Annotated in this window: 14 protein-coding genes; 1 reads left to right on the top strand and 13 read right to left on the bottom strand. The window is 44.4% G+C overall.

Annotated elements, in window-relative coordinates:
• Window positions 1-35 precede the first annotated feature (35 nt).
• From OH461_RS06820 to OH461_RS06805, 4 genes are all read right to left on the bottom strand, one after another.
• Entirely contained in the window at window positions 36-878 is an 843-nt protein-coding gene (locus OH461_RS06820; RefSeq protein WP_270019889.1) for a mechanosensitive ion channel family protein, read from the bottom strand.
• A 127-nt stretch (window positions 879-1005) separates the two neighbouring features.
• Window positions 1006-1473: a DM13 domain-containing protein gene (locus OH461_RS06815; protein ID WP_270019888.1), complete on the bottom strand. Its 468-nt coding sequence runs from the start codon at window positions 1471-1473 to the stop codon at window positions 1006-1008.
• 52 nt (window positions 1474-1525) lie between these two features.
• The gene (gene pepT / locus OH461_RS06810; RefSeq protein ID WP_270019887.1) at window positions 1526-2755 is read right to left on the bottom strand and encodes a peptidase T; all 1230 of its coding nucleotides are present in this window, start codon (window positions 2753-2755) and stop codon (window positions 1526-1528) included.
• A 232-nt stretch (window positions 2756-2987) separates the two neighbouring features.
• Window positions 2988-4196 carry a NupC/NupG family nucleoside CNT transporter gene (locus tag OH461_RS06805; RefSeq protein WP_270019886.1) on the bottom strand — a complete coding sequence of 403 codons (1209 nt, stop codon included), beginning with the start codon at window positions 4194-4196 and terminating at the stop codon, window positions 2988-2990.
• A gap of 588 nt (window positions 4197-4784) precedes the next feature.
• Here OH461_RS06805 and OH461_RS06800 point away from each other — a divergent pair.
• Window positions 4785-6416, top strand: a complete 1632-nt coding sequence (locus tag OH461_RS06800) for a methyl-accepting chemotaxis protein (RefSeq protein ID WP_270020281.1) — start codon at window positions 4785-4787, stop codon at window positions 6414-6416.
• 96 nt (window positions 6417-6512) lie between these two features.
• Here the strand turns inward: OH461_RS06800 and OH461_RS06795 are convergent, their stop codons facing one another.
• The 9 genes from OH461_RS06795 to cyoA form a co-directional block, all read right to left on the bottom strand.
• Window positions 6513-8543, bottom strand: a complete 2031-nt coding sequence (locus tag OH461_RS06795; RefSeq protein WP_270019885.1) for an EAL domain-containing protein — start codon at window positions 8541-8543, stop codon at window positions 6513-6515.
• Between the two features lie 322 nt (window positions 8544-8865).
• Entirely contained in the window at window positions 8866-9366 is a 501-nt protein-coding gene (locus OH461_RS06790; RefSeq protein WP_270019884.1) for a hypothetical protein, read from the bottom strand.
• A 16-nt stretch (window positions 9367-9382) separates the two neighbouring features.
• Entirely contained in the window at window positions 9383-9880 is a 498-nt protein-coding gene (locus tag OH461_RS06785) for a copper chaperone PCu(A)C (protein ID WP_270019883.1), read from the bottom strand.
• A 39-nt stretch (window positions 9881-9919) separates the two neighbouring features.
• Complete coding sequence (locus OH461_RS06780) at window positions 9920-10525, bottom strand: SCO family protein (RefSeq protein WP_270019882.1); 606 nt, start codon at window positions 10523-10525, stop codon at window positions 9920-9922.
• Window positions 10525-11439, bottom strand: a complete 915-nt coding sequence (gene cyoE / locus OH461_RS06775; protein WP_270019881.1) for a heme o synthase — start codon at window positions 11437-11439, stop codon at window positions 10525-10527. Before cyoE ends, OH461_RS06780 begins: the two co-directional genes overlap by 1 nt.
• 12 nt (window positions 11440-11451) lie before the next feature.
• A complete protein-coding gene (gene cyoD / locus OH461_RS06770) occupies window positions 11452-11790 on the bottom strand; it encodes a cytochrome o ubiquinol oxidase subunit IV (protein WP_270019880.1) in 339 nt (112 codons plus the stop codon).
• Window positions 11790-12431 carry a cytochrome o ubiquinol oxidase subunit III gene (cyoC, locus tag OH461_RS06765; protein ID WP_270019879.1) on the bottom strand — a complete coding sequence of 214 codons (642 nt, stop codon included), beginning with the start codon at window positions 12429-12431 and terminating at the stop codon, window positions 11790-11792. Before cyoC ends, cyoD begins: the two co-directional genes overlap by 1 nt.
• A 13-nt stretch (window positions 12432-12444) precedes the next feature.
• On the bottom strand, window positions 12445-14502 hold the full coding sequence (gene cyoB, locus OH461_RS06760; protein ID WP_270020280.1) for a cytochrome o ubiquinol oxidase subunit I: 2058 nt from the start codon (window positions 14500-14502) through the stop codon (window positions 12445-12447).
• Window positions 14503-14530: 28 nt separating this feature from the next.
• Window positions 14531-15368: ubiquinol oxidase subunit II (gene cyoA / locus OH461_RS06755; protein ID WP_270019878.1), on the bottom strand; the 838-nt coding region annotated here is incomplete at its 5' end.

The following is a 15368-nucleotide window of genomic DNA, read 5'->3' as shown; positions in this document are numbered from 1 at the left end:
AGTTGTTGAGGTAGGCTTCGTAAACCAACCGTCATCTAGCCTTTTTCAGGAAAATGCTCTTCATACATTTCCATAAAGTCTTGTCGAATCACTTGCTCTAAATGGGTTGCTTCTTCTGTTGGACAAAATAGCATGATATGAACACACTGCTCACCCGTTGATGTGCTATTAATATGGATATGAGGCTCTGCACCCGGTAAGTCAACGCCGGCGTGCTTTTCTACCACTGAGTTATAACGACGAGCAACTTCACTAAAAGATTGGCAATGTTCTTCTATCTTTGTCGTCATGCTTGGCAGTAAAGGATATAGGTTGACGAAATCACGCACCACAATACTGAAGTTATGGTAAACGTAACGCTTCATGAAGTTGAGGTTTTTCACCGGATAGGTAAAAAACATGCTGTTAGGTAATGTCGCCGTTTTACCGGTGAAATGATATTGACCATGATGGAGATCGATCTCTTGGATCACCGTAGCCATCATGTTGTGTTCAATCACTTCACCACACAATTTACCTACTTCAATCCAATCACCAATACGGAAAGAGCGAGAACTGGCACGCTGAATTGAGCCCGTGAAACAAAGAATGATCTCTTTTGAGGCAACCACTATCGCTACCGCAATGGCAGTTAAGCTTAATGCAAATTCACTGATCTCTGATTGCCATAAAATGAACAATACTAAAACCGTAAACGCAAACGTGCCATTTTTGGTTCGTGACATCCAATTACGCTGTTCTTCTGTTACAAAAGCAACGTCACCGCGTATTTTGGACAAGGTAATGCGCCGGAAAATGGCGATCAGCAATAATATTAAGGCTGAAAAAAGAACTTTATGAGTTAGAAGAAAATCGATTACAACTTTAGCTTTCTCCACGCTCTACTCCTGTAATGCTTGTTATCTTGAGCCATCAATCACTTACAGTGCTGCTGCACGGTAATGATCCCGACCAAACTCCCATATTCTGCTCGAAATATCCAGCGCTGAGGCAAAATCTTATAAATTAATTATATCTAGCCGAAGTAATAAACTGGCCAAAACTCTCACACCAAACGATGACGGTATTGTAATTAACAACATCCACCCCCTGTGGTAGCTCAACACTGAAACGATCGAACGTTTTCACATCCCCCACTTGCACCATCGTAGATTTGTGCTGATTAAAGGCTTGTTCTGTCTCTATAAAGACCGGAGAAAGGTAGAGTTTATAGTCTGGCCCTGGCGCCATCTCACCAACAAATGCGATTTGAGAATCGCTAATCGACACCGAACCCTCTCCCCAATGGAGAAAGTCACTGTCTTGGCGATCTTTTTGAAAGGTTGCAGAAAACTGAGCGTGCTTCGACACCTGCTCTACCGCCTGCATAGAAGGGGATTGAGGTTGAGTTAAGATGGGCAATGCGTAAATACCTAACGCAAAGCCCACCACGATAAACAGTAAATGGGAACAAATAAGCAGTAGCGTTTTCATTCCTTCGCTCCTTGAATGAGATGACTCTCTCAATCGTAGAGCAATCAGAAGATTATCGGTAATTTAGTGCTGTTTTTTCTGACAACTTCACAATTACGTTCACTGCTTGTTCCATACCTTCAATGGTAATGAACTCGTGAATACCGTGGAAGTTATAACCACCAGTGAAAATATTAGGACAAGGTAAGCCCATAAACGATAGGCGTGCGCCGTCTGTACCACCACGAATTGGCTTAATGTCAGGCTGAATATCACACTCCATCATGGCTTGCTTAGCTAGCTCGATAATGTGCGGATGAGGTTCAACCATTTCTTTCATGTTGAAGTACATATCTTGCATTTTCAGCTCTACGCGGCCTTTAGTCAGCTCAGCGTTCAACTGATCAACCTTGCTTTGCATTAAAGCTTTGCGCTCTTCGAGCCCTGCGCGGTCAAAATCACGAATGATGTAACCTAATTCACACCGAGCAACTGCCATTTCCGCCGATTTAAGGTGGTAAAAGCCTTCGTAACCTTCGGTACACTCTGGTGTTTGCTCGCTAGGCATCATCATTTGGAAGCGCGCAGCAATGTTCATGGCATTGACCATTTTGTCTTTTGCCGTGCCTGGGTGCACGTTAACCCCATGTACAATCACATCTGCACTGGTTGCATTGAAGTTTTCGTACTCAAGCTCACCAACCGGGCCACCATCAATGGTGTACGCCCATTCTGCACCAAACTTCTCAACATCAAACAAGTTTGCGCCACGACCAATCTCTTCATCTGGTGTAAAGCCGATGCAGATATCACCGTGTGGGATTTCAGGATTCGCAATCAGCTCAGCCATCGCAGTCAAAATTTCTGCGATACCCGCTTTGTTATCCGCACCAAGTAGTGTTGTACCATCTGTTGTGATCAGGTTGTGACCATGCAGTTTATGTAGATCTGGATATTGAATCGGTGATAGCACTTCATCACCTTTACCCAATGCAATATCACCACCTTGGTAATCTTCGACAATTTGTGGTTTTACGTCTTTACCGGATGCGTCAGGTGCCGTGTCCATGTGAGCAATGAAACCAATTGATGGCACTGGGTAGTCCACGTTGCTTGGAAGACGCGCCATGATATACCCGCTGTCATCCAATGAAACGTCACTCAGGCCAAGTTCGATAAGTTCTTCTTTAAGACTCTCGGCAAAAGTAAACTGCCCCGGTGAACTTGGGCATTGAGGATTCGCTGGGTTTGACTGAGTGTCAAACGTGACATAACGGATAAAGCGAGCAACTAATTCATTCATAAAAGCGTTCTCATTTAAATTCTTCGACCTAATAGTACGCTTTCATATTGTTTGGTTTTTGCTATAAATCAGTTTTTAGCCAATCCGCTCGTCTGGCGAATAAAATTTAACCAAATTTATAAATCTACCACTCAGAATTTAAGCCTAAGTTGCAAATCTATAAAGAAAATATTTCCGGACAAATAAAAACGCCTTGCATAAGCAAGGCGTTGAAAACAAAACAGAGTCATGACTAAAGCAGAATGAAGATACCCGCTAAACATGCACTCATTAAGTTAGCAAGCGTGCCCGCAGCGACTGCTTTCAAACCTAAGTTAGCCACTTCAGAACGGCGATCTGGCGCAATAACACCAATCGAGCCCAATTGAATCGCGATAGAGCCAATGTTGGCAAAACCACACAAAGCAAAAGTCACAATCACTTGAGTATGTTCAGACAACAACGCTTTATGCTCGACAAAATCGATGAATGCAACAAACTCGTTCATGACAACTTTTTGGCCAATGTACGAACCCGCCATTAGAATCTCATTACTTGGTACACCAATCACCCATGCAAGTGGTGCAAAAAGATAACCGAACAAGCCCTGTAACGTAACGCCAGCAAAACCAAACACACCACCTGCGCTTTCAAGACCTGTGTTCACCATCGCAATCACTGACACAAACGCGATTAGCATAGTACCTACCGCAACTGCGACTTTCATACCGCTCATTGCGCCGCTCGCCAAAGCGTCGATCACATTACTGTCTTGCGCTTTATCCATCTCGATATCAGATTGGTCGATTGGCGTATCACGTTCAGGAACAATGATTTTAGCCATCATCAAGCTGCCCGGAGCAGCCATGAAACTTGCCGCAATCAGGTATTTAAGCTCAACCCCTAGACCTGCATAACCACCTAATACACTACCCGCTACTGATGCCATACCACCAGCCATTACAGCAAACAGTTCAGAACGAGTCATTCGAGATAGGAAAGGACGAACAAGAAGAGGAGATTCACCCTGAGAGAGGAAGATGTTGCCCGTTGCAACGAGGGATTCGGCTTTACTTGTGCCTAAGAATTTTTGAATACCGCCACCAATGAATTGGATGACTTTTTGCATGATACCTAAGTAATAGAGGGCAGAAATAACAGCAGAGAAGAAGATAATGATAGGGAGGACACGAACAGCAAAGATAAAACCAGTACTTGCTAAATCGCCAAACAGGAATTTAATACCTTCATCAGCAAAACCCAATAGGCTCGAAACGCCACTACTCAAACTGGTTAACGCGGCTTGCCCAAGCGGGAAATAGAGCACCAAGGCAGCAAAACCGACTTGAAGCATCAAAGCGCGAGAGACTGTTTTCCAATTGATCGCCTTACGACTTTCAGACAACAGTACCGCACACCCGATCAGGGCGAGGACTCCGATTAAACCAAATAATACATTCACTTTAGATCACCTTTACAAGCATTGAATTGGTAGCTGGTCCGGTCCGTGGGGTCATTCACCATTCCGTGTGACGGCTTGTATTGGTTGAGCAGATGCTCATAACCGGGCGGGAAGTATAACGAACAATATGAGAACTTCATCACATATTTTGACGCAAACGATCAAGCGCTCAGCTTTTAATCACGTAAACGTTTGTCATATCCGTCTCGTTAATGAGATTTTAGACTTATTTATTGAAGCGAAGTCACACTCCAAAATGCAAAGGCAACCAAATGCATATAAAAACTGGAAGCGGCTATGATCTATTTCTATTGTTTAACGTAGCTAACGTACTCTTTGAATTCGTTAACAACGTCAAGGCTATACTGAACAAACACAACAACCTTTGCCCCGCCGCCACGTGGGGTATTTTTTTGTCTCAAAAACCGGCAGAGGCGCTTTCAATCACATCTACCCAATTAAACTTTCAAATGAATTGATCTGAGTCTCATCTTACTAATGTACTAATGCAAAGCGATGGCAATGGATATGAAACCTAATGTACAACAGTGGCTTAGTGTATTTTCATTGCATGACAAGGCCAAAGGTATGAAGAACCTTCCTATTTCTTTTAAAGTCAGTATTCCGCTCATTGCGGTATTCCTTACTCTTTTGTTTTCCACGCTGTTCTCTATGTATCAAGCGCACCAACAAAAGACCCTTAACCTTCAGTTGAACTCGCACATTCAGCCTGCTTTTATTGAGCTGGAAGACGCCTACCGGGATCTCTATCAGGTAATGGTTGCAGCGATGAACATCTACCAAGCGAGCAGCGAAGAAAGTATCGCCTACCACACTGAAGAATATTACGACAACGCGAAAAAAGCGGTGCCTCGCATGCAATCACTTCAGCCCCTTTACGATAATGGACTGCTTAGCAATGACACCGTGATGCACTACGAAATGATGGTATCGAATGCAGAAATTTGGCTAGAGCGTTTCAAACCCATGTTTGAAGACCCAAGCACCGCCCACGAGTACTACCTAGAACACAGTGAGTCACTCGAAAAGCAATTTGAGGTGATAAGAGAAAACTTAGGCGTGATACAAGATGAAATTGAATCACAAAAGATCACGCTTGTTGACGAGATCAATGCTTCTATCTCTCGCTCAAACATTGCTATTCAAATCAGCGCAGCGTTCGCTTTTTTTGTTGCGATCGTCGCTTTCTGGATGAACAATCGCTTCGTGGTGAAGCCGATTCAAAACATTGAACATGCAATGGCTGACATTGCCCAAGGTGAAGCAAACCTTGCTCAGCGAATTAGTATTGATAGCAAAGACGAGCTAGGCAGACTGGCAAATTCATTTAACCAGTTCGTATCTCGAATTCATGGTACGGTCGAACAAGTCATTATCTCCTCAAATGCTGTTCGAGCCGAGATGGAAAACATCAAGTCAATTACTCAAGGCTTGGCCAACTTTAGTAGTAATCAGCAACAAGAGAGTGAGACCGTTGCGACGGCTGTATCTGAGATGCTTTCTACCACTGAAAGTGTCAGCGACCACGCCATTGTAGCCGCCGATTCTAGCCGCACTGCCAACTCAGAGGCAGAAACGACCAACCAGACCTTAAGCGCGACTGTGGTATCGATTGAATCGCTATCAGAAGACGTGCGTAACGCTAGTGACGTAATTCATACCCTCTACACCGACGTAGGCAACATTGCGACGGTGCTTGATGTTATCCGCGATATTGCAGAGCAAACTAACCTACTGGCGCTTAACGCCGCCATTGAAGCCGCTCGTGCTGGTGAGCAAGGCCGAGGATTTGCTGTCGTCGCAGACGAAGTTCGCTCATTAGCTAGTCGAACTCAACAAAGCACTGGTGAAATTCAAAACATGATTGAGCGCCTGCAAGAAGGTTCAAAACGCGCGGTATCCGTTATGGATTCAGGCCAGCAAAATACGGGTGAAACCATCACTTCCGCCCAAGAGGCATCTACGTCACTAAATACTATCCGAGCTTCGATTGAAAACGTTAACGATATGAACACTCAGATCGCAATTGCCGCAACGGAGCAAGCGAATGTCGCGAACGAGCTCAACATGAACATTCATAAGATAGCGGACAACAGCCAACAAATGGTTGAGATGGTCGCAAGCGCAGACAACGCCTGTGTCAGCCTATCTGACCAATGCCAACATTTGGATGAATTAGTGGCGGCCTTTAAAGTGTAATGATTAGCCATACACAGCCCATAACAATAAACGCCACTCTTTTCAGAGTGGCGTTTCACTATTCATGGCACAATGCTGTTAAGCTTTACAGTGCAACTATCCAAATAGTTTTCGCTCTATAACTTCACTTAAAGGCATGGGCTTATAGAAGTAGTAGCCTTGGATCAGTTCAATGTTTTGCTCGCGCATAAACATCATTTCATTTACGTGTTCAACGCCCTCTACCACTATCTCAGCACCGGTAACTCGAACCAATTGACTGGTAAGACTAAACATCTCCCGACCGTTTTTGTTCTTTAGATTAAGCACTAAAGATCGGTCGATTTTTACCTTATCAAACTCGTAGCTACTCAAATAACCAATCGATGAGTAACCGGAACCAAAATCATCCAACGCGATACTGATGCCTAACTGCTGTAAACGAGCTAATACACTTGCTGTAGTCTGCTCATCTTGAATCAGCAAGTCCTCTGTAATTTCTAGTTCCACTTGAGAGAAGTCAACGCAGCTTTGCTCAATGAGATTAGTGACAATATCGGCAAAGCCTTCCACTAAAAACGTATCCGGAGAAATGTTAATCGAGACTTTAAAGTCAGGATTCACCGTTAACGGAGCCACTTCTTCTAGCGCCTGCTTAACTACCCAGAGATCAATCTCAGACGTTAAACCCAATTTGGCAAAGCTCGACAAAAACGTCGGCGGGGTAATCACCCCTTTGTTACTTTTGTGTCGAATCAGCACTTCTAAAGAGCTAACTTTACCTCGGCGAATGTCCATTTGAGGTTGATAGAAGAGAACAAACTCACCGTTATTTTGCAGTTCTGCAATATGACGCTGGGCAGATAAATTAGCACTCATTTGAGGTAATAGCCCGACGACTTCTTGCCTTTTCGCAACTTGAGGATAAACAAAAAAATTATCCGATAGCCCCTTAGTGAAAATGGCATTACCACCGACGACTTTGTCCATTTGTTTGAAGAATGGATAGTAAATCGCCACGCCAACCAACAAGATGGCCAACTGCAATACCACTGCCGCCTCATCTCCACCCGTTGCGTGGTAACCACTGAAAAAGACAGGCGTCATCCAACTGATCACACTTGATACAGGCAATACCAAACCGCTCGCGGTAACAAAATAAGCCAAGCTCAAGCCAATCAGAGGGGTTAACAAAAATGGCACGATCAGAACCGGATTAAAAATAATTGGTAAGCCAAACAGTATCGGTTCATTGATGTTAAATATGCTCAAGGTTAAAGCCGCAAGCGCAAGCGTTCGATACGCTTTGTTTTTGGTAAACAGCAGCATGCAAAGTACCAAGCTTAAGGTATTACCTGCCCCGCCAATCCCTGCGTAAATATCGTAAAAATTACTGGTAATGATTGGTAATGGCGTACCAAGCTCATTGTGCAACGCAAAACTTTGCTGGGTCAGTTCATACAACTCACTTTTATATGGAGAAAGTATAATGTGGCCATTGATACCGATTGACCACAATACGTTACGCAGCAACTCGTATGTCAATGCACTCGAAAGCGAACAGGTATCTAAGCTCGGTAGCAGCGACTCTGCACCAATACCCCAATCCACCGCACTTTTCAGCAAAATCCCAGCCATTGAGTAAGTGAATACCAATACAATGGTTGAAACAACAAGGTTCAGGGTTTGATCGACCACATTCGGTAAGTCAGATTCGAGGAACAGTTTCTTACGCGTAAACAAAGCCAATGTTTTACTGACAAACAAAGGAATCAGTACCGCTAACGGGTAGTTGGAAGGCACGACCGTTCCCGGCTGAAGCATGCCCCACTCGTGACAAATAATCACATAAATCAGCAGTGATGAAGTAATGACATTGGCGCGCGACACTCTCTCATAACCAGCCAAGAACTGAGAGAAATAAACCACGAGAAGAATTGGAAAAAGTTTCCACACCAAGGTACTGGTTAGTATGATTTTTTGCCCTAGCCAATCGTACCCTAACAGTTCGAAACCATGGCCAATTAACATACAAAAAGCCGATAGCAAACTGACCGGTAAAAGCATCACAAATACATTACATAGGCCATTGATATAAGCGTTTTCGGAGATATTTGCCAACAAACTATAAAGCGGTTTTATTTTCATTATGGGACTTCAATTTTCGTTATTTGCTCGCGCAAGAGGGTTGCAAATTGAAATGCCGCACCAGTTTCCATGTGGTTTCATATCTAATAGAACATTAGATAGGTTGGTTCATCAACAACGTCATACTGACAGCTTGTATGGTGTTACTAGACACATAAGCAAGCAGGCGCACGTTACAAGCAAACGCTCCGCAGATCCATTGCAATAATTTGTCGTTACGAAAACAGTTATACCTCACTTATCATCATAATTTTTGTTCAAATTCAGACAGCTAATAAAACAAAACCCCGATGTTTCCATCAGGGTTTTGTCATTCGATACACTAGTTGAGTACCATGCGCCGCGTGGTGACTAAACATATATTCGGTTTTTGATCAGTTAAGAAGGCTTGTTTCCCTTCCACTCGTTTTGCCTGAAGTACTACCGTTGTCTCATCCAACTTACCTTGAAACTCCCACTTGCTAAACGCTTCATGGCGAGCATCAGCACAAGAGGTTTGAAGAACATAACTTTCAGTCACCGAGGTATCACATCCACCATTGCTGTTTTTTACACCATGAAAGGTAACGTGGCTTTTTCTATCTCGGTATTGAGTAACCGCTAGCGCATTAAACAAATGGATATCGTTGCCAGATTTGTTGTAAGCCAGCATGCGATGAGGGTTACTTTTCAAACTTGCGAGAGACAGTGCCCTTAACTCGGTGTCGCACATCAAGCTTTGTTCGTCAGCAATCGCATCCATTGATGTTGTGGTTTGCTCCTGAGCGAACACATTAAGGCTTACCAAAAGAGATACGCCAAAGAAAAACGCTTTGTTACCCATACATCAGCACCCTACTCTAATGTTTATCGTTAGCCACAATCGGCATATCGAAATCATATCGTTGACCGCTTTCTTCAATCAAGGTCAGCTGCAACGAAGTATTAGGCTTTAGTTGTTGTTGAACGCCCATAAACATTAAATGGTAACCGCCGGGAGTCAATTCAAAGGTTTGGTTTGGTTCGACTTCGATATAATCCACTTTGCGCATCGCCATTTTGCTATCACGCATAAACATACGATGGAACTCGGTGTGTTTCACCGCAGGTGTCTCCACACCGACAAAACGCAAAGGCTTATCCCCTAAGTTAGTCAGAGAAAAGTAACCTGAGCTGACTTTTATGCCCGGTATCGTCGCTTTGGCATAGGCCTTTTCTACTTTGAGATGCTGATTGACGACAATAGCCCCACCGTGGGTAACATGCTCGGCATTGGGTTTGTGATCAGTATGATGATGGGCGAAACTTGGCGCTGCAATTGCCGCGAATAAACAGGCTAAGGTAAATTTCTTAAACATCAGAAAACTCCCTTTAAATGGTCTTGTTGGACCTAAAATTTAGTTGTTTAGCGTGCGCTCAATTTGCGCCGCCAACTCAATTGGTGTGGTGGTATGGCTCATTGAATCAACCAACTTGCCCGTTCTATCGATAATGTAAAAGCGAGAAGCGTGATCAACCGTGTAAGCTAACTCTGACGATTCCATATCAACCAAATCAAAGTAAACTCCGTATTGACGAGTTAACTCTTGAATTTGCGCCTCTGTCCCGGTGATGCCTTGCATACGTGGGTCAAAATATTTGGCAAACTCTTCAAGTGATTTGAGATCGTCGCGACCCGGATCAACGCTCACGAAAAAGCCCTGAATATCATCGTAATACTTGTTATCAACTTGCTTAAATGCCGCTGACATGACACCCATTGAAGAAGGACACACTTCTGCACAGTTGAGAAAGCCAAAATAGAGCACAACCACTTTGTCTTGATATTGCTTAAGATCCACCGTGCCATCTGCACTATTTAAAGCGAAGTGGCCGCCAAGATCTTTTAGCTGACGAGGCTTTTCGCCAACGGGCAATGTGGTGTTATAAAAATAGAGAGCAAGAATAGCGGCTAGCGCAAAAGCGCCAGCTGCTAATACCCATTTTACTGGATTTTTTGTCATTAAATCATTCCATCAAGCATTGCGGATACAACAGCCGCATGGTGAGAAACAGGAACATCTGGTGAAGAAAAATCGACAGAAATCAGCAAGCAAAACACCATAATACTCACAATGGAGAAGATAGTAAGTTGTTTGCCCCACTGCTCAGCAGGCATCTTTTGAAAGCTTACTTTCGCCAAATACAACCAATATAGGCTCACTAGCCCCATACCCAGAGCATACCAACTGCCCGCATAACCTAAGTAAGTTAATGCAAAAGCAGCAACGGCAAACGCAATGATGTAACCAATAATGTGAGTTCTCGCTTTCGCAATCCCCTCTTTAATTGGTAAGACAGGGATAGAAGCCGCTTTGTAATCGTTAAAACGATAAATGGCGATGGCATAAGAGTGAGGAATCTGCCAAATACAGAACGTAAGGAACAAAATAGCTCCGCCCATATCTAGCTGATTAGTCACAGCGCAGTAGCCGATTACTGGAGGACAAGCTCCAGATAAACCACCGATCAACGTGCCATGTACTGACTGACGCTTGTAGTAAAGGCTATAAAAACCAACATAAACCGCAAAGCCAAGTACACCAAATGCAAAAGCAACCAAAGAGGTATAAAAGTAGAGAGTGGCAAATCCTGCAACACCTAATACGGCTGCAAGGATCAATGCATGAGAAACAGGTACAATTTTCTGCACCAATTCTCGCTGACAGGTACGCTTCATCTTGGCATCGATATCTCTATCGATGTAGTTGTTAAACACGCAACCTGACGCGACAATCAATGTCGTACCGATACATACCGCTGCAAAAATCTGCCAGTCTATCTGTCCTTGAGAAGCAAGGAAGAAGCCAGCAGCCGCGGCAACAAGGTTGCCGCGAATAATGCCCGGTTTCGTCAGTTGTAAATAGTGATTAAACATGAGCTCTTCCGGTTAGTGCCCCATCAGCATGTTGTGATTTAGGTGCTCCATGATCCATAGAGAGCCTATCAATATGATCGCAACTATCACGACCACAAACACCGCTGAAGTGGTGTTCCACATCTGTTCTGAGGATGTATTCATGTGCAAGAAGAAAATCAACTGCACCAAGATTTGCGCCACTGCTGTAATCATGATCACAGCAATAACAAGCGGCTTGTCTCCAATACCGAACATCACCATTGCAAAAGGAATGATGGTCAACAATAGGGAATAAACTAAGCCAGTCACATACTCTTTCACGCTACCGTGAGCTTGGCCGCCTTGGCCTGTGTCCGTTGAGTGTCCCATTACAATACTCCCATCAAGTAAACCACGCTAAACACGCAAATCCAGATAACGTCTAAGAAGTGCCAGAACAAACTCAAGCAGTTCAAACGAGCACGGTTATCTTCGGTAAAACCATCACGCTTAAAGTGGAAGTAAAGGACAATCATCCAAACTAGACCTGCGAACACGTGTAGACCGTGCGTCGCAACCAGTGCATAGAAAGATGACCAATACGCACTGCTGTCAAAAGTCGCACCCGCAACACTAAAGTGGTGGAACTCATACAGCTCCATCACCAAGAAGCCAAGACCGAGCGCAAAGGTAATGCCCAACCAGCGGAACATACCACTCATGTCTTGAACTTGCGCTTTGAGCATTGCCATACCAAAAGTAAAACTACTAAATAGCAGCAATGCCGTACCACCAGCGACAAACCAAAGGTTAAATAGCTCAGAAGGCTCAATAATGCCCGCGAAGCTGTTTGAGAACACTGCGAATACAGCGAACAAAGTACCAAACAGCAGACAGTCACTCAGGATGTAAATCCAGAAACCAAATATGGTATCGCCAGCGTAATCATGATGATCGTGATCATCATGTGCCTCTGGCTCAGCCGGAACAACTTTCGGTTGTTCTAAATCAGATTCAATAATTGCAGTCATAACTCACCTATCCTTATGCCGTTGCATCTGCAGGCTTAAGGTCTGCATCTTTGTCATCGTCGTCTTTCTCACTAGTCTGAGGCTTAACCTCAAACTCAGGGCGCTTAGCGTAAACTTGCGCTAAATGCGGTTCTTCAATCGCTTCAACTTCTGCCACTTCTACATAGAAGTCTTTGCTGCGCTGGAAGCTGTAGACGATCCAAGAAGCAACCATGCCCAATGTGCCAAAGAGAACCATCCACCAGATGTGCCATACAAAGGCAAAACCAAACACCAAAGAGAACGCACTGATAACCACACCAGCCCAAGTATTCTTTGGCATGTGAATGCGCTTGTATTTCTCAGGTTTTTGATACGCTAGGCCATTCTCTTTACGGTAATGATGCTCATCACGATCGTGGATCTTTGGCAATGTCGCAAAGTTGTAGAATGGAGGTGGTGACGACGTCGCCCACTCTAGAGTACGGCCATCCCAAGGGTCACCCGTTGTATCTAGGTTCTGTTTGCGATCGCGGATACTCACGTAGAACTGGTAGAACTGCACAGCAATGCCTGCGGCGATAATGCATACGCCAAACGCAGCAATCCAAAGTAATGGCGCCCATTCAGGGTTATCTGTGACGTTCAAACGACGAGTCATGCCATTAAAGCCAAGAACATAAACCGGCATAAAGGCGACAAAGAAACCAATCGTCCAAAGTGCACATGCTACCTTACCGAGTTTTTCATTCAGCATGTAACCCGTCGCTTTTGGCCACCAGTAGGTGATACCCGCAAAGTAACCAAATACCGCACCACCGATGATTACGTTGTGGAAGTGTGCAATAACAAACAAGCTGTTATGTAGAACAAAGTTCGCTGCTGGAACCGCCAACATAACGCCCGTCATCCCACCGATAGTAAAGGTAATTAAGAAGGCTATCGTCCACCACATACTTGCGCTGAACTCGACGCGCCCTTTGTACATGGTAAACAACCAGTTAAATATCTTAACCCCGGTGGGTATGGATATGATCATGGTGGCGATTCCAAAGAAAGCGTTTACGCTTGCCCCTGCCCCCATAGTAAAGAAGTGGTGTAGCCATACGATGAATGAAAGCACCATGATGACCGCCGTTGCCCAAACGAGCGAGGTATAACCAAACAGACGTTTACGAGCAAACGTCGCACACACTTCAGAGAAAATACCAAACGCAGGCAGAATAAGGATATAAACCTCAGGGTGACCCCATGCCCAAATGAGGTTTACATACATCATTTGGTTGCCGCCCATATCATTGGTGAAGAAATGAGTACCAATGTATCGATCAAGCGTGAGTAGAGTTAACGTCACCGTTAAAATTGGGAAAGCCAAAACAATCAGTGCGTTTGAACATAGTGCTGTCCATGTAAACACTGGCATTTGCATCAGCTTCATACCCGGAGCGCGCATTCGTAGAATCGTCACTACAAAGTTCACACCCGTTAACAGAGTACCAATACCCGATATCTGCAATGACCAGAGCCAATAATCAACCCCAACCCAAGGGCTATATTCCATCCCTGAGAGCGGTGGATACGCTAACCAGCCCGTTGCGGCAAACTCACCAATGAATAGCGACATGTTGATCAAAATGGCACCCACCACAAACAACCAGAAACTCAGTGAGTTCAGGAATGGAAAGGCAACATCTCGCGCTCCGATTTGCAGTGGAACAATGATGTTCATTAAACCAACCACAAGTGGCATGGCAACGAAGAAGATCATAATTACACCATGAGCAGTAAAGATCTGGTCATAGTGTTCGGGAGGAAGATAGGAAGCATCTATTGTGGCGGCCGCTTGTTGCGAGCGCATCAAAATCGCGTCGGAAAAACCACGTACCATCATCACCAATGCCACGATGATATACATGACACCAATGCGTTTATGGTCAACAGAGGTTAACCAGTTTTCCCATAGATATTTCCATTTACCCATGTAAGTGATCAGACCCAACAGACCCGCACCACCAAGAACCACAGCAATCATCACAGGCAGGATTACTGGATCAGAATAAGGGATAACATCCCAGTTCAATTTGCCGAAAATCGCATCCGGCTCGGCATAAACATCGCCTTTATAAGCCATTTTGCGCTCCTGAATGTTTTTCAATAATGTCTTTGAATCTCAGTGGATCTACTGTTGCGTAATAAGTCACTGGGTGAGGCGTCTTGATTTGCTCTTTCGCGTTCGCGGTAAGCTCTGCGTAAGACGCATCATTCAGCACTTGCTGAGAAGACTTCACTTCTGAGATCCACTGCTCAAACGCGGCATCGTCTGTCGCGTGCGCTTTGAAGCGCATGTTGGCAAAACCAAAGCCACTGTAGTTAGCTGACATACCGCGATAAACGCCCTGCTCATTTGCCATTAGGTTGACGCGGTTTTCCATGCCAGCCATCGCATACACTTGGCTACCTAGTTGTGGAATGAAGAAAGAGTTCATGGTGGTATCAGAGGTCACCAAGAATTCAACCGGACGATCGATAGGGAAAGCGACCTCATTGACTGTCGCGACTTGCTGCTCAGGGTAGATAAACAACCACTTCCAGTTCATCGCCACCACTTGAATAGTAAGAGGCTCTTTATCGGAAACTAGCTCTTTGCGCGGGTCTAAAGAATAGGTAGTAAGATAAGTTACCCAGCCCAAAGCTAAAATGATCAAACACGGAACCGCCCAAACCACGATTTCGATCTTAGTGGAATGCTCCCAATCTGGCTTATATTCCGCATCTTTATTGGTATGGCGATATTTGTACGGAAAGTACACCGACATAAACAACACAGGAATAATGATAAGCGCCATCAAAAGCACAGAAGTGATGATTAAAGACTCTTGGGCAAGTCCAATTGGACCTTTAGGGTCAAACAACACCATGTTAGTACTAAAAAGTAGGCCTAATAATACCAGTGAAACA

It is taken from the genome of Vibrio sp. LaRot3, assembly GCF_027587025.1.
In the GTDB taxonomy this organism is placed as follows: domain Bacteria; phylum Pseudomonadota; class Gammaproteobacteria; order Enterobacterales; family Vibrionaceae; genus Vibrio.
The sequence above is the reverse complement of the archived record's forward strand: the minus strand, read 5'-3'. Positions and strand labels throughout refer to the sequence as shown.

Bases quoted from the DNA above. Each gene is read 5' to 3' on its own strand.
- OH461_RS06815 (WP_270019888.1), bottom strand. From the start codon at position 1,473: ATGAAAACGCTACTGCTTATTTGTTCCCATTTACTGTTTATCGTGGTG.
- pepT (WP_270019887.1), bottom strand. From the start codon at position 2,755: ATGAATGAATTAGTTGCTCGCTTTATCCGTTATGTCACGTTTGACACT.
- OH461_RS06800 (WP_270020281.1), top strand. From the start codon at position 4,785: ATGAAGAACCTTCCTATTTCTTTTAAAGTCAGTATTCCGCTCATTGCG.
- OH461_RS06795 (WP_270019885.1), bottom strand. From the start codon at position 8,543: ATGAAAATAAAACCGCTTTATAGTTTGTTGGCAAATATCTCCGAAAAC.
- OH461_RS06790 (WP_270019884.1), bottom strand. From the start codon at position 9,366: ATGGGTAACAAAGCGTTTTTCTTTGGCGTATCTCTTTTGGTAAGCCTT.
- OH461_RS06785 (WP_270019883.1), bottom strand. From the start codon at position 9,880: ATGTTTAAGAAATTTACCTTAGCCTGTTTATTCGCGGCAATTGCAGCG.
- OH461_RS06780 (WP_270019882.1), bottom strand. From the start codon at position 10,525: ATGACAAAAAATCCAGTAAAATGGGTATTAGCAGCTGGCGCTTTTGCG.
- cyoE (WP_270019881.1), bottom strand. From the start codon at position 11,439: ATGTTTAATCACTATTTACAACTGACGAAACCGGGCATTATTCGCGGC.
- cyoD (WP_270019880.1), bottom strand. From the start codon at position 11,790: ATGGGACACTCAACGGACACAGGCCAAGGCGGCCAAGCTCACGGTAGC.
- cyoC (WP_270019879.1), bottom strand. From the start codon at position 12,431: ATGACTGCAATTATTGAATCTGATTTAGAACAACCGAAAGTTGTTCCG.